Source organism: Janthinobacterium sp. LM6, assembly GCF_002002885.1.
Taxonomy (GTDB): domain Bacteria; phylum Pseudomonadota; class Gammaproteobacteria; order Burkholderiales; family Burkholderiaceae_D; genus Janthinobacterium; species Janthinobacterium kumbetense.
Window position 1 is genome coordinate 71,112 of sequence record NZ_CP019510.1, and the last position, 17,654, is coordinate 88,765.

Annotated in this window: 14 protein-coding genes and 4 tRNA genes; 8 read left to right on the forward strand and 10 right to left on the reverse strand. The window is 63.5% G+C overall.

The annotated features are described in order from the left end of the window. Positions 1 to 85: 85 nt before the first annotated feature. Positions 86 to 1,204 (reverse strand): DNA polymerase IV, encoded by a 1,119-nt coding sequence (gene dinB / locus BZG29_RS00290; RefSeq protein ID WP_253192920.1) that lies wholly within the window; start codon positions 1,202 to 1,204, stop codon positions 86 to 88. A gap of 225 nt (positions 1,205 to 1,429) precedes the next feature. On the opposite strand from dinB, the gene BZG29_RS00295 reads away from it, so the two are divergent. From BZG29_RS00295 to BZG29_RS00330, 8 genes are all read left to right on the forward strand, one after another. Beyond that, positions 1,430 to 3,598, forward strand: a complete 2,169-nt coding sequence (locus BZG29_RS00295) for a S9 family peptidase (protein WP_077398186.1) — start codon at positions 1,430 to 1,432, stop codon at positions 3,596 to 3,598. 99 nt (positions 3,599 to 3,697) lie between these two features. Then, positions 3,698 to 3,773, forward strand: a tRNA-Val gene (locus BZG29_RS00300). A 54-nt stretch (positions 3,774 to 3,827) separates the two neighbouring features. After that, positions 3,828 to 3,904: transfer RNA gene (locus BZG29_RS00305), tRNA-Asp, on the forward strand. A 217-nt stretch (positions 3,905 to 4,121) separates the two neighbouring features. Next, positions 4,122 to 4,197, forward strand: a tRNA-Val gene (locus BZG29_RS00310). A gap of 56 nt (positions 4,198 to 4,253) precedes the next feature. Continuing rightward, a tRNA-Asp gene (locus BZG29_RS00315) sits at positions 4,254 to 4,330 on the forward strand. A 105-nt stretch (positions 4,331 to 4,435) separates the two neighbouring features. After that, complete coding sequence (locus tag BZG29_RS00320; protein WP_253192735.1) at positions 4,436 to 5,539, forward strand: hypothetical protein; 1,104 nt, start codon at positions 4,436 to 4,438, stop codon at positions 5,537 to 5,539. Beyond that, positions 5,530 to 6,156: an ATP-binding cassette domain-containing protein gene (locus tag BZG29_RS00325; RefSeq protein WP_077398187.1), complete on the forward strand. Its 627-nt coding sequence runs from the start codon at positions 5,530 to 5,532 to the stop codon at positions 6,154 to 6,156. The genes BZG29_RS00320 and BZG29_RS00325 overlap by 10 nt, the downstream gene beginning before the upstream one ends. Positions 6,157 to 6,292: 136 nt before the next feature. Then, on the forward strand, positions 6,293 to 6,640 hold the full coding sequence (locus BZG29_RS00330; protein WP_077398188.1) for a CzcE family metal-binding protein: 348 nt from the start codon (positions 6,293 to 6,295) through the stop codon (positions 6,638 to 6,640). An 80-nt stretch (positions 6,641 to 6,720) separates the two neighbouring features. On the opposite strand, the gene ahpF is transcribed toward BZG29_RS00330, so the two are convergent. The 9 genes from ahpF to BZG29_RS00375 all read right to left on the reverse strand — a co-directional run bounded on the left by ahpF (position 6,721) and on the right by BZG29_RS00375 (position 17,649). After that, positions 6,721 to 8,316, reverse strand: a complete 1,596-nt coding sequence (gene ahpF / locus BZG29_RS00335; protein ID WP_077398189.1) for an alkyl hydroperoxide reductase subunit F — start codon at positions 8,314 to 8,316, stop codon at positions 6,721 to 6,723. Between the two features lie 106 nt (positions 8,317 to 8,422). Next, complete coding sequence (gene ahpC, locus BZG29_RS00340; RefSeq protein WP_077398190.1) at positions 8,423 to 8,986, reverse strand: alkyl hydroperoxide reductase subunit C; 564 nt, start codon at positions 8,984 to 8,986, stop codon at positions 8,423 to 8,425. Positions 8,987 to 9,180: 194 nt separating this feature from the next. Further along, positions 9,181 to 9,573 (reverse strand): DUF3597 domain-containing protein, encoded by a 393-nt coding sequence (locus tag BZG29_RS00345; protein ID WP_077398191.1) that lies wholly within the window; start codon positions 9,571 to 9,573, stop codon positions 9,181 to 9,183. Positions 9,574 to 9,743: 170 nt separating this feature from the next. Then, positions 9,744 to 12,587 carry an EAL domain-containing protein gene (locus BZG29_RS00350; RefSeq protein WP_077398192.1) on the reverse strand — a complete coding sequence of 948 codons (2,844 nt, stop codon included), beginning with the start codon at positions 12,585 to 12,587 and terminating at the stop codon, positions 9,744 to 9,746. A 134-nt stretch (positions 12,588 to 12,721) separates the two neighbouring features. Then, entirely contained in the window at positions 12,722 to 13,114 is a 393-nt protein-coding gene (gene rbsD / locus BZG29_RS00355; RefSeq protein WP_077398193.1) for a D-ribose pyranase, read from the reverse strand. A gap of 13 nt (positions 13,115 to 13,127) precedes the next feature. Further along, entirely contained in the window at positions 13,128 to 14,036 is a 909-nt protein-coding gene (rbsK, locus tag BZG29_RS00360) for a ribokinase (protein WP_077398194.1), read from the reverse strand. Next, positions 14,033 to 15,091 (reverse strand): LacI family DNA-binding transcriptional regulator, encoded by a 1,059-nt coding sequence (locus BZG29_RS00365; RefSeq protein ID WP_077398195.1) that lies wholly within the window; start codon positions 15,089 to 15,091, stop codon positions 14,033 to 14,035. The genes rbsK and BZG29_RS00365 overlap by 4 nt, the downstream gene beginning before the upstream one ends. 14 nt (positions 15,092 to 15,105) lie before the next feature. Next, entirely contained in the window at positions 15,106 to 16,077 is a 972-nt protein-coding gene (locus BZG29_RS00370) for an ABC transporter permease (protein ID WP_077398196.1), read from the reverse strand. An 18-nt stretch (positions 16,078 to 16,095) separates the two neighbouring features. Beyond that, positions 16,096 to 17,649: a sugar ABC transporter ATP-binding protein gene (locus tag BZG29_RS00375; RefSeq protein ID WP_077398197.1), complete on the reverse strand. Its 1,554-nt coding sequence runs from the start codon at positions 17,647 to 17,649 to the stop codon at positions 16,096 to 16,098. Positions 17,650 to 17,654: the final 5 nt, after the last annotated feature.

Below are 17,654 nucleotides of genomic sequence, written 5' to 3' on the forward strand. Positions count from 1 at the left end.
CAGGGGAACGCCATTCTACACTTTCGACATAGAAATGCCGTCAAAAGCGCGGTCTGGCGCGGTATGTATCTTGTAGGAAACGCCGCTACAGGGCGGGAAACAGCTCCGCCTGGGCCGGCGCCTGCCGCATCACGACGGCCGGATCGGACAAGGTCGAGATGCGCACGCCCAGCAGGCGGATTTTCTTTTCAAATGGCACGCGCCGCAAGCAATCGCGGCTGGCCCGCAGGATGGCGGCGGCGTCCGCCGTGGCGCTGGGCAAGGTGATGTCGCGCGTGACCGTGCTGAAATCCTCGAAGCGCAGCTTGATGCCCACCGTGCGGCCCGCCAGCGACTGTTTATCCAGGTCGCCCGCCACGCGCGTACACAGGCTTTCCAGCTTTTCCGACAGCGTGGCGCGGTCGCGCACCACCTGCAAGTCGCGCTCGAACGTCGTTTCGCGGCTGACGGACTTGGTTTCCCGGCTCGTCTGCACGGGCCGCTCATCGATGCCCAGCGCCGCCTGGCGCAGCCAGCCCGTGTACAGGTCGCCGAACTGCGTGCGCAGCATGGCCAGGTCGGCTTGCGCCAGCTCGCCGATGGTGACTATGCCCAGGGCTTCCAGCTTGGCCGTCGCCTTCGGGCCGATGCCGTTGATCTTTTTCGCGGGCAAGGGCCACACGCGCGTTTCCACATCCTCGGGCGACAAAATGGTGAGGCCGTCGGGTTTTTCCAGGTCGGAACAGATTTTCGCCAGCAATTTGTTGGGCGCCAGGCCGATCGAGCACGACAGCCCCGTCGCCTCGGACACGGCCGCCTTCAGGCGCGCCGCCATGGCCGGCGCCTGCTCGCCGTATTCCGTCAGGTCGACATAGATTTCATCGATGCCCACGTTCTGAATGATGGGGCACAACTGGGCCACGGCTTGCTTGAAGCGGGCCGAATACTCGCGGTACGCCTCGAAATCGGCGGGCAGCAGGATGCTGTCGGGCGCCAGTTTCGCCGCCTTCATGATGCCCATGGCGGAAAACACGCCGAACGCGCGCGCCGCGTAGGTCGAGGTGGTGACGACGCCGCGCCCCACGTAGTCGCGCATGCGCGCAAACTGCCGCGTGCCGTCTTCCTGCAGCACGGGCTGCTGCAAGCGCCCGCCGCCGATGACGACGGCTTCGCCACGCAATTCGGGATATTTCAACAGTTCCACAGAGGCAAAGAAGGCGTCCATGTCCAGGTGGGCTATCCAGCGGCGGGCGGGCGGCTCAAGAAGGGGGGAGGCAGATGTGGTCAAGGGCACCTCGCGGCGGAATGCAGTTAAATACTGTTGTTATATACAGTATCGCTGGAAATGCCCGTGGATGCAAGCGCCGCGCCGTGTTGACTGAAATCATGATTGGCTTTTCGATTTAGCAAGAATAGAATCGCTGCACAACAACGAACCGAAGGAGTTGCCTTGTCCACAGCACATTACGCCTTGCGCCGCATTGCCGCCTGCTCATCCATCCTGCCGGCCCTGCTGCTGTCCACGCTGGCGCCATCCGCGCTGGCCGCCGACGCCACCACCATCGCCACGGCCACCGCCCCCGTCGCCGCCAAGACGGCCTGGCAGGAAACGCGCCACGGCACGGTCGTCACGGACGACTACCGCTGGCTGCAAAAGAAGACCGATCCTGCCGTGATCGACTACCTGAATGCGGAAAACGCCTACACGGCCGCCGTCACGGCGCCGATCCAGCCGCTGGCCGACAAGGTGACTGCGGAAGTCAAGGGACGCATGCAGGAAGTGGACCTGTCCGTTCCCGCGCGCCAGGGCAATTTCTACTATTACACGCGCGTGGAAGCGGGCAAGCAATATCCGATCCATTGCCGCCGCCCCGTGGGCGCGAAGGGCGCGTATGACGCCCAGGCGACCGAAGAGATTTTGCTTGACCAGAATCAACTGGCCGAAGGCCACAAGTTCTTTGCCGTACGCGCCTTCAGCGTCAGCCCGAATGAACAGTTGCTGGCCTACACCACCGACACGACGGGTTTCCGCCAGTACGAGCTGCATGTCAAGGATTTGAAGACGGGAAAATTGCTGGGCGACAGCATGCCGCGCGTGACCTCGCTGGCGTGGGCGGCCGACAACGCCACCCTGATGCTGGCGCAGGAAGACGCCACCACCAAGCGCTCGGACCGCGTGTTCCGCCTGGCCCTGGGCAGCGCGCCGCAACAGGTCTACCACGAGCCGGTGGAACAGTTCGCCATCCATGTGGACCGCACGCACGACAGGCAGTTCTTCGTGCTCACCTCGGGCAGCACGGATACGACCGAAGTGCTGCTGCTGCCAACGAGCAAGCCGCAAGGCAGTTTCCAGAGCGTGCTGGAACGAGAAAAAGGCCACCGCTACGGCATCGAGCACCGCGACGGCCAGCTGTACATTCTGACCAACAAGGAAGCGAAGAATTTCCGCGTCGTCAGCGCGCCCTTGTCCGCGCCGCAGCCGAAGAACTGGAAGCCCGTCGTGCCGCACAACAAGGATGCCGTGATCCAGTCCATCGACATGTTCCAGGGCTACCTGGTGGTGATGGAAAAGGCGCGTGCCCTGAACCGCGCGCGCATCTTTGATTTTGCGCAAAAGAACTGGAAGACGGTGCAGTTCGACGACCCCGTCTACCTGGCCACGGCAGCCGGCACGCCGGAGTTTTCCGCCACGCAATTTCGCATGTCGTACCAGTCGCCCGTCACGCCGCCCACCATCATCGACGTCAGCATGAAAGATGGCAAGCGCACGGTGCTGAAGCAGCAGGAAATCGTCGGCGGCTTCGACGGCAGCCGCTACACCACGCAGCGCCTGTGGGTGAAGGCGCGCGATGGCGTTCAAGTGCCGCTGTGGGTCGTCTACAAGAAGGGCGTCAAGCTCGACGGTTCCGCGCCGCTGCTGCTGTCCTCGTACGGCTCGTATGGCATCTCGACGGAAGCCACTTTTTCCATCAGCCGCATCAGCCTGCTGGAACGGGGCGTCATCTATGCGCAGGCGCATATCCGCGGCGGCACCGACATGGGCGAAGCGTGGCATGAAGACGGCATGCTGATGAAGAAGAAAAACACCTTCCATGACTTCATCGACAGCGCCGACTACCTGGTGCGCGAAAAATGGACCAGCCCGAACCGCCTGATCATCCAGGGCGGCAGCGCGGGCGGCTTGCTGATGGGCGCCGTCGTCAACATGCGCCCCGAGCTGTTCCACGCCGTGCACGCGGCCGTGCCCTTCGTCGACGTGATGAACACCATGATGGACGCCAGCCTGCCCCTGACGACGGGAGAATACCTGGAATGGGGCGACCCGAACCAGAAGGCCGCGTACGACTACATGCTCAGCTACTCGCCGTACGACAACATTGCGCGCAAGAATTACCCCGCCATGCTGGTGACGACGGGCCTGAACGACAGCCAGGTCATGTACTGGGAACCGGCAAAATATGTAGCCAAGCTGCGCGCGCATAAAACGGACGGCAATCCCCTGCTGCTGAAAACGAATATGGGTGCCGGCCACGGCGGCGCGTCGGGCCGCTATAACGCCATTGCCGAAAACGCCTTCAATATGGCCTGGATGCTGTCGCAGTGGAATATCACGGAATAATGTGAAAAAAGCGCTTGCAGAAGGATTTTAGCCGTCCTATAATAGCGCCTCTTCCAGACGTGGTGACAAACGTCGGGATGGTTTTCTGAGACAAGCAACGGGTGCTTAGCTCAGTTGGTAGAGCGGCGCCCTTACAAGGCGTAGGTCGGGAGTTCGAGCCTCTCAGCACCCACCAAATCAGAAAACTGTCCAGTGCTTCATGGATCAGCAATACAGATCATACGAGCTTGGAGTGGTAGTTCAGTTGGTTAGAATACCGGCCTGTCACGTCGGGGGTCGCGGGTTCGAGTCCCGTCCGCTCCGCCAATAAAAGAAAAGCCCTTTGGTTCCTGGAACCGAAGGGCTTTTCCCATTTCAGAACCCAAAAACACGCCAATCCCCCCTCGCCTGAACATTTTTGCGCTTTTCAGCAAAAAAACTGCTGTTAGCCCTCAAGAATAGTTGCACAAGCATGAAAGCGCCCCCTATAATAGTGCCTCTTCCAGACGTGGTGACAAACGTCGGGATAGTTTTCTGGGTATGCGGGTGCTTAGCTCAGTTGGTAGAGCGGCGCCCTTACAAGGCGTAGGTCGGGAGTTCGAGCCTCTCAGCACCCACCACCAAACAGAAAATTATCCAGTGCTTCATGGATCAGCAACACAGATCATACGAGCTTGGAGTGGTAGTTCAGTTGGTTAGAATACCGGCCTGTCACGTCGGGGGTCGCGGGTTCGAGTCCCGTCCGCTCCGCCAATAAAAGAAAAGCCCTTTGGTTCCTGGAACCGAAGGGCTTTTCCCATTCCGGGATCGCAAATGCACTAGAATCAGCGCTCTTGCCGACTCCGCCGTTCCTGCCTGATGCGCCTGCCCCGCAGCTTTTCCCCCTACCTCGCCCTGCGCTTGCGCCTGACCCATCATGCTTTGCTGCAATTTGCCGCCAGCCTGGCCAGTTCCATGGAAATTCTCGTGTTCCTGGCCGGCCCCGTCCTGCTGGGCCTGCTCAGCGTCATCGCCCTGCCGGGATTTCTCGCCATGAACCTGCCCTGGCCAGCGGCCCTGGGCTTGCTGGCGGCGCAAGTGCTGCTCACATGCCTGCCCGCCTGGCTGCTGCGCAAGCGATTATTGCCCGCCGCCATCGCCGCCTGGCTGCGCCAGCTGCCCCTGCCGCTCCACCTGCGCTGGCAAGCGGATATTGCCGTGGCCGGCCTGCTGATGCTGCCGCTGGGCCTCGCCTATGCCGTCTCGGCCACCATCTGGCTGCTGCAGTCTCCGCCCTGGCTGCGCCCCATTGCCGCGCCCGGCATGGCCGCTACCCTCGCCATCTGGCTGCTGGCGTGGCTGCTGACGGCGCGCATCGTGGCGCAACGCCTGCGCGCGCCGCGGCCCGCACACAGGGCGCGTCCGCCCACGATGACGGCGTATGTGCCGCAACTGCCCCGCTGGCGCACCGCGTACCTGTGGCGCCAGCTGTTCTGGCTGCCGTTCTGGCGCAATGAAAACGTGATCGGCCTGCAGCAAAGCGTGCTGCTGGCCACGGCTGGCGCCAGCATGCTGGCCTGGCTGCTGCGCGCACCGCTCGTGCCCGCGCCGCTGCTCGGTTTGCTGGCCAGCGCCAGCCTGGTCATCGTGACGGACCGGGGCGACAAGGCCGTGCGCGAGCAGATCGCCGTACTGCGCCCCGCATTGACCGCCTGGCCCCTGGCCGGCACGGCCTTGACGCGCCTGGCCTGCGCCGCCAGCCTGCTGCCGCCGTTTGCCGTGCTGCTGGGCGCTGGCGTCTTGCTGTATTGCATCGACCCAGCCGTCCTGCAGCGGCGCGTGACCGGCGTCTACGCCGTCACCTCCAGCGCGGCCCTGCTGGCCATCGTCGGCCTGCCCCGCCTCACGGCGCGCGGGCGCGTCGTCCTCGTCGTTTTCTCCATCCTTGCCTTGAGCGCCATCGGAAGCGAATTATGGAACTGAACCTGCCTTCTCCCGTGCTGCACCTCGAGCACCTCGATTTTCACTTCCCCACGCACAGCGTCTTCCAGGGCTGCAATCTGCAATTCGGCCCCGGCGTCACCTGGCTGCGCGGCGCGAACGGCGCCGGCAAGACGACCCTGCTGAAGCTGGCGGGCGGCGCCCTGCTGCCCGCGCGCGGCGCCATCCGCCTCGATGACGTCGACAGCGTCGCCATGCCGCTGGCCTACCGTGCCCAGACCTTCTATTGCGGCAGCGACACGCCCGCCCTGCCCTGGCTGCAAGTGCACGAGTTTCTCGACCTGCACCTGGCCCTGTATCCGGGCAGCGACCAGGCCCTGCTGAACGACGAGCTGAGCGCGTTTGCCATGACGTCGACCTTGCAGCAAAGCATCACCGCCCTTTCGCTGGGCCAGCATAAAAAGCTGCAACTGGCGCTGGCCCTGGCCTTGCCCGTGCGCCTGCTGCTGATCGATGAACCGTTCAACGGTCTCGACGCGGCCGCCATGGCGCATCTACGCGCGCGCCTGGCCGAACCGTCCCGCCTGGCGCGCCAATGCATCGTGCTGACCAGCCATTTGGCGCCGGACGTGCCGCTGGCGGCGACGCTGGAAATATAGACAGGAAATACAGCTTTGCAGATCGACCAAGGACGGCTTACGATGCCGTGTTGCAAAAACCGGCGATCCCGGTGCAGCCATTACCCATAACACGGCGCGCTTATTCACCGCGTCTGGCTTATTCTTGGAGATTACTATGTTGAACACCCACCGCCGCGCCCTGGCGATTTTGTGCGCCGCTATCACCACCTGTGCCGCCTCAGCCCTCGCCGCCGGCCCCACGGGCACGGCCGCCGACTATGGCAGCAGCGCGCCCCACGCCGCCGCCCAGCGCAGCATCGAGCTGCAGGCCGACGCCCGCCACATCAACGTCACGCATGGCGAAACCGTCACCATCGCGCGCGCCGGCCAGCGTTTTACGTGGCACGTGCAAACTTTTAATAACAGGACCGCCTTTGCCCTGAGCGACATCGCGCCGAAGGACATGCCCGTCGACGGGATTCAAGTGTATGTGGCCGGCAACCCGCTGTACGCGGGCAGTTAAGTTTCCTGCGCGCATAAAAAAACCGGAACCACCTTGCGGCAGTTCCGGTTTTTTCTTGATACAGCGCAACGCTGAAATAGTTACGCCGTCAGTGCTTCCTTGGCGGCGGACTCGTCGACCACTTCCTCGTCGTCGGAGCGGATCAGGTGGTCAAAGGCGGACAGGGCTGCCTTGGCGCCTTCGCCGGTGGCGATGATGATCTGCTTGTACGGCACCGTGGTGACGTCGCCGGCCGCAAACACGCCGGGGATCGAGGTCTGGCCGCGTGCGTCCACTTCGATTTCGCCGTGGCGCGACAACGCTACCGTGCCTTTCAGCCATTCCGTGTTCGGCACCAGGCCGATTTGCACGAAGACGCCTTCCAGTTCGACCTTCTTCGATTCGCCGCTGACCCGGTCCGTGTAGGAGAGGCCATTGACGATCTTGCCGTTGCCGTGGATTTCGGTGGTCTGCGCCGACGTAATCACCGTCACGTTAGGCAAGCTGTGCAGCTTGCGCTGCAGCACCGCATCGGCGCGCAGTTCCGCGCCGAACTCGATCAGGGTCACGTGTTTCACGAGGCCGGCCAAGTCGATCGCCGCTTCCACGCCCGAGTTGCCGCCGCCGATCACGGCCACGCGCTTGCCCTTGAACAAGGGACCATCGCAGTGCGGGCAGTAGGCGACACCGTGGTTGCGGTATTCCTTCTCGCCCGGCACGTTGATTTCGCGCCAGCGGGCGCCGGTGGCCAGGATGACGGTCTTGGCTTTCAGCACGGCGCCATTCGCCGTTTCAATTTCGATCAGCTTGCCTGGCGTCAACTTGGCGGCACGCTGCGTGTTCATGATGTCGACGTCGTATTCCTTGACGTGCTGTTCCAGCGCCACGGCGAACTTCGGACCATCGGTTTCCTTGACGGAAATGAAATTCTCGATGGCCAAGGTATCGAGCACCTGGCCGCCGAAACGCTCGGCCAGCACGCCCGTGTTGATGCCCTTGCGGGCCGCGTAGATGGCCGCTGCCGCGCCGGCAGGGCCGCCGCCGACGATCAGCACGTCGAACACGTCTTTCTTGTTCAGTGCCTCGGCCTGGCGGGCGCCGGCGTTGGTGTCGAGCTTGGCGAGGATTTCCTCGACATTCGTGCGGCCCTGGCCGAAGTGTTCACCGTTCAGGAACATCATCGGCACGGCCATGATCTGGCGCGCTTCCACTTCTTGCGGGAACACGCCGCCATCGATGGTGGTGACCTTGATGCGCGGGTTGATCACGGCCATGGCATTCAATGCCTGCACCACTTCCGGGCAGTTATGGCAGGAGAGCGAAATAAACGTTTCAAACTCGTAGTCGCCGTCGAGGTTGCGGATCTGCTCGATCACGGCATCGTCGAACTTGATGGTGTGGCCGCCCACTTGCAGCAGCGCCAGCACCAGCGAGGTAAATTCATGGCCCAGCGGCACGCCGGCGAAACGCACGCCGATATCGGTGCCTGGGCGGTTGATGCTGAACGACGGGGTCCGTACGCCAGCGTCAAGGCGCTCGACCAGCGTGATCTTGTCGCTCAACAGGACTATCTCCTGGAGCAATTCCTTCATCTCGCGGGCTTTTGCGCTGTCATCGAGAGAAGCGACCAGCTCAAGCGGATACACCACTTTTTCCAGGTAGGATTTCAGTTGGGTTTTGAGGGTAGCGTCTAACATGATTTTTTCCTTTTCTACAAATATTTAGGCGAATGCCGGGCCGGACACCCGGTCCGGCATCGCGGTAACTACTTGTTTGCTGCTAGATGTTGCAAGGTTTCAAGACTTAGATCTTGCCAACCAGGTCCAGCGATGGGGTCAGCGTTGCGGCGCCTTCCGTCCATTTGGCCGGGCAAACTTCGCCTGGGTGGTTCGCCACGTACTGGGCGGCTTTGACTTTGCGCAACAGTTCTGCGGCGTCACGGCCGATGCCGTTGTCATGCACTTCCAGCACTTTGATGAAGCCGTCCGGATTGATGACGAAGGTGCCGCGCAGTGCCAGGCCTTCTTCTTCGATCATGACTTCGAAGTTGCGCGACAGGGCGCCGGTTGGGTCGCCGATCAGTGCGTATTGCACTTTCTTGATCGCGTCCGAGGTGTCGTGCCATGCCTTGTGCGCGAAGTGGGTATCGGTCGAGATACCGTACACGTCGACGCCCAGTTTCTGGAACTCGGCGTGGTGATCGGCCAGATCTTCCAGTTCGGTTGGGCAAACGAAGGTGAAGTCGGCTGGGTAGAAGACGAATACCGACCACTTGCCTTTCAGCGACGCTTCCGTCAGATCGACGAATTTGCCATTGTGGTAAGCGGTTGCCTTGAATGGTTTAACTTGGGTATTGATCAGCGACATTTCATTTCCTCTCGTGTGGTGAATCAGTAAGACTCTAGTGTAAGGGGTTTTAACCCATATGCAAAATTGATTGTCACAATAGTTTCAATTAGTTTTAGCTATCATGACGCCATGGGAACTCCATGATAGGCAGTTCCCACGGGATTGGATAGCGGTGACAGTGGATACCCCTGCCGCCGCCAGGTGTTCAGTTCTTAATTCTTCAGCTCTTCCGGTACTTTGCCGCCGTTTTCCGCCAGCTTGATCATCACCTGGCGGTGCAGCCAGATATTCATGCTGGCCGAATCGTTGGTGTCGCCCGTGAAATGCAGCTCTTGTGCCAGTTCCTTGCGCGAAGCCAGGCTGCTGTCCAGTTGAAGCAGTTTCATCAGATCAACGATGGACGTGCGCCAATTGAGTTTTTCCGCGTTCTTGCTGGCCAGGTCGACCAGCACCACTTCCACGTCCACCACCGGCACGGCAGCCGCTGGTGCAGCGGTCGGTGCGGCGGCCGCTGGCGCGTCGGTAGCGGCGGCTGGCGTGGCTGCCGGGGCAGCGTCGGACGAATGGTGGAAGATCTTGTTGTAGATATTGCTGAAAATGCCCATGAGGTCACCTCGAGTTGAGTGAATGGAAGAAATACTGCCTGCGCTCCCGGTGTAGGTACCGGTGACAGCAAAGCCGGGCGCAGGCGCCAGCCCGTCGAGTATAAGCCCGTTCAAGCCGGGAGCCCCGTCCCGCAGGCTTGCGTCATATCTGGTGGCCGGCGATGCCTGTTTCAAGGGTGCAAGGGCCGCTGCGCGCGCAGCAGCGCATCGAACGCTTCGATGGCCAGCGGCGGCGCAAACAGCTCGCCTTGCGCAAAATCGCAGCCGATCTCCAGCAGCAGCGCGCGCTGCTCATCGGTCTCCACCCCTTCGGCAATCACCCGCAAACCCAGCTTGTGGGCCATGGTGACGATGGCTTCGCACAGCACCAGCTCGCTGCTGCCGGGCGCCAGCTTGCGCACCAGCACGCCGTCGAGCTTCAGGTAATCGATGCCGCATTGCTGCAACTGCGTGAGCGAGGCATGGCCGCTGCCGAAGTCGTCCAGGGCGATCTGCAGGCCCGCTTCGCGCAAGTGCTGCAAGCGGGGCGCCATGCTGGTGCCGCCAGGTAAAAGCACATCTTCACGCATGTCGAGCACGATGGCCGAGGCCGGCACACCAAGCGCCGCCAGCTGGCGCAGCCAGGTGCCGGGCGCCTCGACTTCGCGCTGTAATTCCAGCGACGACTGGTTCAGGCACAGTTGCAGCCCCGGCAAGCCGATGGCATGGCCTTGCGCGCGCCAATGCAGCAGTTGCGCCGCCGCCGTGCACAGCACCCAGTCGCCGATCTCCACGATCAGGCCGCTGCTTTCGGCCAGCGCGAGGAAATCCGGCGGACACACGAGACCCCGTTGCGGATGGTGCCAGCGCAGCAAGGCTTCCGCCTTCTCGATGCGTCCACCATGCAGCGCGACGATGGGCTGGTAATACAGCTGCATCTGCTGTTCGCGCAGGGCCGTGCGCAAGTCCGCTCCCAGGCGCATGCGGTTGACGGCCGCCACCTGCATGGCGGGCGTAAAGTAGCTGTAGCGGTTGCGCCCCGCCCCTTTCGACACGTACATGGCCTGATCCGCGTGCTTGAGCAATTCCTCGATGGTGCCCGCGTCGTCCGGATACAGGGTGATGCCGATCGAGGCCGAGACGAACGCCTGCTCCTGCCCCAGCAGGAATGGCGCCAGCAAGCCGTCGAGTATCTGCCGCGCGATGCGGTCGACTTGCTGCAGATCATCGAGGTCGGACAGGATCACCGTGAATTCATCGCCGCCCAGGCGCGCCACCGTGTCCGTCTCGCGCACGCCCACGCGGATGCGCCGCGCCGCCTCGATCAGCAGGATATCGCCCTGGTGGTGGCCGAGGGTGTCGTTGACTTCCTTGAAATGGTCGAGGTCGATGAACAGGATGGCCACGCGGCTCGTATCGCGCCGCCCCTGGGCCAGCGCCTGGCGCAGGCGTTCGTGGAACATGCGCCGGTTCGGCAATTGCGTCAGGGTATCGAAGTTGGCTTGCTGCCAGATCAGCGCTTCCGTTTGCCGCTTGTCCGTCACGTCTTCCAGCATGCACAGGTGGTGCGGGCCGCCATGGCGCGCCGTGGCGATGGCCGTCACCGAGGCATCGACCCACACCACGCCGCCATCGGGCCGGACGATCCGCTTGGCGTGGCGAAAGCCCTGCAGGCTACGCGCCAGCAACTGCGCCACCTGCTCCTGCTCGCCGGGCACATCGTCTGGATGGCTGATCTCCATCCAGCTCGTTTGCTTCATGTGTTCCAGGCTGCGCCCGCTGATGGCCAGGTAGCGTGGATTGATGTCGAGAAACTGTCCGCTCACGGTATCGATCAGGGCGATGCCCATGGGCGCTTCCTCGAACATGGTGCGAAAGCGCAATTCCCCCTGGCGGATGGTTTCCTCGGTGCGGCGGCGCTCGCGGGCCAGGTTGTTGAAGTGAAAGGCCGCCGACACGGCCAGCAAGCTGCCCGCCAGGCCCAGCGACAGGTATAGCCAGCCCAGGTCGGCGCCCGGCACGGGGCGGTACAAAAAGCCCTTGTAGGCGCGGCTGTCCGTGGCATTGCGCGGCAGCACGCCCATGCTGGCATACGTGTCGGCGATGTGCTGCCAGCGCTGGGGATTCATGTAGCCGAGCTCCACCAGCACGGGCTGCAGCAGCAATTCCATCTGCTGCGCCTCGTACAGCAGGTGGGCATGGTCGTGGCGCTGGCTGTATTTGACGTGGATCAGTTGCGCCATTTCCTCGCGGTGCGCCATCGCGTATTGCCAGCCGCGCAGGCTGGCCGCGCGGAATGCCTTGACGCGCTCGGGATGGCGGCGCAGTTCGTGCTCGCTGGTAAACAGATTGTCGCCGTAGAAATCGATGCCGGCCGTGCGCGGCGTGAACTGGTAATAGGGAAAGCCTGCCCGGTCCAGGTAGTCCGGTTCGTTGGTGGAATACGCGGCGATGGCGTCGACCTTGCCATCGATCAAATCTTCGATGCGGTAGCTGGGCGGCAAGTGGCGCATCTGCTGCGGCGCGACGCCCATTTTCGCCAGGAACAGCGACACTTCATCGGCGGCAAGGGCCACATCGCCGGCCGCGCCGATCATCACGGGCGCCCCCACCAGCTTGCGCACGTCGGGCGCGCCGCCCTGCTGGCGCATCAGCAGCACGCTGGGCGAATGCTGGAACACGACGGCCAGCACCACCAGGGGCTTGCCCGCCAGCCGGCTGAGCAACAAGGTGCTGTTGCCCACGCCATACTCGGCCTGGCCCGCCAGCACGGCCGCCTCGGCTGTCGGCCCGCCGGCACCTTCGACCAGCCTGACTTCCAGCCCCGCCTCGCGGTAATAGCCTTGCTCGATGGCCGCGTAATAGCCGGCGAACTGGAACTGGTGCGTGAAATTGAGTTGCAGGGTAACGGGTTCCAGCGCCCGGGCTGGTGTGGCCAGGCACAGCAGCAGGAAGACTAAGCCGCGCCAGGCGCGCGCCAGCCTGCCGGCGAGCGGCAAGACAAGGCGGAAAGCGTCGGGGGCTTTCATCGGCATGGCGGAACACCACAGGAAGCTGCCGAGCTGGCAGGGGTAAGGCTATTGTAGCCGCCCCTTTTGCCAATGGATAACTATTTCAGTGAGGACAATAGCGTTGATGTTTTTGGCAAACAATGTCGCCATTGTTTGCGCTAGAACACGACGCCGGCCACCAAAATGATGTTGGCGTACGGACTACACTCGCCCGTGCGCACGATGGCGCGCGCGCCCTTGCTCAATTGCTTGAACTCCTCATGCGTCACCTGGCGCGCATCGGGCAGGGACAAGGCCGCCACCTGCGCCGCCATGGCCGAATTATGCTGCGGCAACTCGCTGGCGAGCAAATGGTATTCCACCTGCATTTCAGTCAATACCGTGTTGACGGTATCGATGAAGCCGGGGATGCCGCGCGTCAGGGCCAGGTCGATCAGGGGCACGCCCGGCTGCGACGGCAAGCCCGCGTCGCCGATGACGAGCATGTCGCCATGCCCAAGCGAAGCGATCAGTTGCGACAGTGCGATATTGAGCAGCGGTGATTTTTTCATGGGCGTAGTGTCGTTAGAACAGCTCGTGCAAGTGGGGAATCGAGGTTTGCGCGCCTGGCTTGGTGACACTCCAGGCGGCCGCGCGCTGGCCTTGGCCGATCGCTTCCGCCTCGTCCATGCCGGACGCCAGGCCCGCCACAAAACCGCCGATGAAGGTGTCGCCGGCGGCCGTCGTGTCGACGGCTTGCACCACTTCGGCGGGGAAGGTGAAGTCGCCGCCGTACAGGGCCGCGTGCACGCCCTTGGAACCGAGGGTGATGATGACGTTGTCGCTGCCCAGCTTTTGCAGCGCGGCGGCCAGCGCCTTGGCATCAGCGCCATCCGGGCTGACGCCGGCCAGCATGGCCGCTTCGATTTCATTCGGAATCAGGTAGTCGACCAGTTCCAGCACGCCGTCCGGCAAGCTGGCCGCCGGTGCCGGGTTCAGCACCACGGTCTTGCCCAGCGAACGGGCCAGTTTGATGGCGTGCACGACGGTGTCCATCGGCGTTTCCAGCTGCAGCACGACGATGTCGGCCTGTTCGATCAAACCTTGCGCAGCGTCAATGTGCGCAGGGCTCAACAAATCGTTGGCGCCGCCGGCGATGACGATGCTGTTCTGGCCATGGTCGTCGACGAGAATCGAGGCGATGCCGGACGCCACGCCCGGCAAGGTGGTGATGTGGCTGTCGATGATGCCGTCGCCCACCAGCGCCGCGCGCAAGGTCGCGCCAAAGGCGTCGTCGCCCACGCAGCCGACCATGGCCACTTGCTGGGCGCCCGCCACCTTGCCGCTCAGGCGCGCGCAGGCCACGGCCTGGTTGGCGCCCTTGCCGCCAGGAATGGTGCGAAAGGCGCCGCCCGTCAGGGTTTCGCCGGGGAGGGGCATGCGCGGCACGCGCAAGACCAGGTCCATATTGATGCTGCCGATAACCACGATCATGATGTCATTCCCATCAGTTCAGTTGCAGGAGAAGAAGTAGGTACAGCAGAAGGTACGGTGGCGGCCACGCTGGAGCCGCGCACGTGCAGCTCGGGGGCAATGCTGCGCTGCTGGCGCGGCAAGGCGGGGTCGGCGATGCGCGCCAGCAGGCAGGCGGCCGTGATGCGGCCCAGTTCGCGCGTATTTTGCGCCACGCTGCTCAAGGCCGGATGCACGAAGCTGGCCAGGTCGATATCGTCGAAGCCGACGACGGCCAGGTCCACGGGCACGGCGATGCCGCGCTCGGCGGCGGCGCGCAAGGCGCCGAACGCCATCAGATCATTGCAGCAGAACAAGGCGTCGGGGCGCTGGCCTGGCGGCAGCGCCAGCAAGTCCAGCGCGGCCGCATAGCCGCCCGCGCTCGTAAAATCGCTGTGGCGGCACAGGGTCTCGGCCAGGACCACGCCCGCGTCCGCCATGGCGCTGCGCACGCCGGCGATGCGCTCGTTGGAAATGCTCACTTCGCGGGGACCGGCGATGCAGGCGAGGCGCCGGCGTCCCAGGTCCAGCAAATGGCGCGCGGCCAGCACGCCGCCGGCGCGGTTGTCGACGGCCACGGCATCGATGGACAGGTCGCTGGGCGCGCGGTCGAGCAGCACGGCCGGCACCTTCATCTTGCGCAGCAATTCGCCATCGCTGTCGGCCAGCGCGGACAGGATCAGGCCGTCGCAGCGCTTGGTCAGCAGCACGTTCAGGTAGTCGCGCTGCTTGACGGGGTCGTCATCGGAATTGCACAAAATGACGCTGTAGCCGGCCGCGTAGCAGCTGTCCTCGATACCGCGCGCCACTTCCGAAAAATACGGATTCGTATTATTCGGAATGATCAGGCCGATGGTACCCGTGCTGCGGCTGCGCAAGGAACGCGCCAGCGCGCTGGGCACGTAATGCAGTGCCTCCGCCGCCGCCAGCACGGCGCGGCGCGCCTCGTCGCTGACGGGGCGGGTATTGTTGAGGACGTGCGACACGGTGGTAAACGATACCCCCGCCGCCTGCGCCACTTGCTTGATGGTTGCCATGGGCGATGTTGCGCTTAGGCGCGTTCGCCGCGGCGGCGGTAGGTGTCGAGCACCACGGCGGCGACGATCACCAGGCCCGTGACGATGCGTTTCACGGGTTCCGACACGCCCACTTGCGCCAGGCCCGCTTCCAGCACGGAAATAATCAACACGCCGATAAAGGTGCTGATGACGGAACCGCGCCCGCCCATCAGGCTCGTGCCGCCGATCACGACGGCAGCGATCACTTGCAATTCCATGCCCACGCCGCCGTTCGGGTCGGCCGCTTCCAGGCGCGACACCTGGAACAGCGCGCCCACGCCGGCCAGAAAGCCCATCAAGGCAAATACCAGCACTTTCGACGGCTTCGTATTGATGCCGGACAAACGCACGGCTTCTTCATTCGTGCCGATGCCGATCCAGTGGCGTCCCAGCACCGTGCGCGTGAGCACCAGGTGGCCGATGACGACGATGGCGATCGAGGCGATGAAGGCGGGCGACAGGCCGAACGCAATCGGCGAGCTGATGCCGTCCACGGCGCTGCCGATGTATTCCGTGCGCGAGTTCGTCACTTGATACGCCATGCCGCGCGCCATTTCCAGCACGCCCAGCGAGACGATGAACGAGGGAATGCGCCAGCCGACGGAAATGAGGCCCGTCGTGGCGCCGCACAGGGCGGCGACGAACATGCCCAGCAGGGCCGCGCTCCACACGGGCCAGCCCCAGTGCACGACGGCCAGCGACAGCACGGAAGCGGCCAGCGCCATCACGGAACCGACGGACAAATCGATGCCGCCGATGATCAGAACAAACGTCATGCCGACGGCCATCACGACCAGGGTCGGGATGTTGTTCGACAGGGTACTTAACGTCGCCAAAGTAAAAAAGTTTTCGCTGGCAAACGAGAACAGCACGCACATGGCCAGCAAGGCGCCGATCAGGCCCGCATAGTTTTTCAGGTCGGCCAGGCTGCGCTGCAGATACGAAGGAGAGGAGTGGGTGGTCATGGGAATCTTTCCGGCGGATCAGGCCGCAGCTGGAGTGGAAGTGGGGGTCAAATAGCCGGAGAAGGCGGCCGACAGCAGCGCGTCCTGGCTCCAGGCGCCGCGCTCGAAGGTGTCGACGATGCTGCCGGCGCTCATGACGGCGATGCGGTCGCAGATCAGCATCAGTTCGCGCAAGTCGCTCGACACGATGACGAGGCCCTTGCCCTGGCGCGCCTGTTCGGCCAGCACCTGATAAATATCAAACTTGGCGCCGATATCGATGCCGCGCGTGGGCTCGTCGAACAGCATGACGGGGCAGTCGCGGTACAGCCAGCGGGCGATCACCACCTTTTGCTGGTTGCCGCCGGACAATTCGGCCACCGTTTGCGCGCTGTTGCGCGAGCGGATGCCGAGGCGCTGGATGTAGTCGTCGGCCACCGTCGCTTCGGCCGCATCGTTGAGCCAGCCGGCGCCGCTGACGGTGTCGAGCGAGGCCAGAGTCGTATTCACCGCGATGGACTGGCGCAACAACAAACCTTGTCCCTTGCGGTCTTCCGTGATCATGGCGATGCCCGCTTTCACGGCGGCCTGCGGCGAGTGCAAGGCGGCGGGCGTTGCGCTGTCGCCCAGGAACACGTCACCGGCGTCGGCGCGGTCGGCACCGAAGATCAGGCGCAGCAATTCCGTGCGGCCCGAGCCGATCAGGCCGGCGATGCCGAGGATTTCACCGGCGCGCAAGTCGAACGAGGTCGGATTGACCACCTTGCCGCGCGCCAATCCCCGCACGCGCAGCAGCGGTGCGCCGATGGTGCGGCCGCTCAGGTCGACGGCGTCGTCGGCCGAACGGCCCACCATCAGGCTGACCAGGTCGGCGGCGGAGTGTCCCGCGATATCGTCGTCGCACACGAGCTGGCCGTCGCGCAGCACGGCGATGCGGTCGGCCACGCGCTTGAGTTCTTCCAGGCGGTGGGAAATATAGATGATGCACACGCCTTCCGCTTTCAGGCGCTCGATCTGCAGGAACAGCAATTCCACTTCGCGGTGCGTCAGCATGGCCGTCGGCTCATCTAACACCAGCAAACGGCAGGCACCGATCAAATTGCGCGCGATTTCGATCATTTGCTGGTGGCCGATGCCCAGTTCGCCGACCAGGGTCCACGGGTCGAGGCCGCCCAGGCCGACTTTCTCCATCTGTTCGCGCGCATCGCGTTCAAGGCGCGTACGGTCGATGAAGCCGAAACGCTGCGGCAGATTCTTCAGGTACAGGTTTTCCGCGATCGACAGGGTGGGAATCAGATTGAGTTCCTGCATCACCATGCGGATGCCCAGCGCCTCGGCGGCGCCGCGCGAGGCGGGCTGGTAAGATTTGCCGTCGAGCAACATCGTGCCCGTGGTGGCTTGCTCCAGGCCGCAGATGATCTTCGACAAGGTGCTCTTGCCCGCGCCGTTCTCGCCCGTCAGCGCCAGCACCTGGCCAGGGGCGAAGCGCAGGCCCACGCCGCCGAGGACGGGGCCGACATAGGACTTGCCGATGTTGTCCAGGGTCAATAGAGGGGTGGCGGCTGATGGCGCCGGTGGAATGTCGGTGGGCATGATAA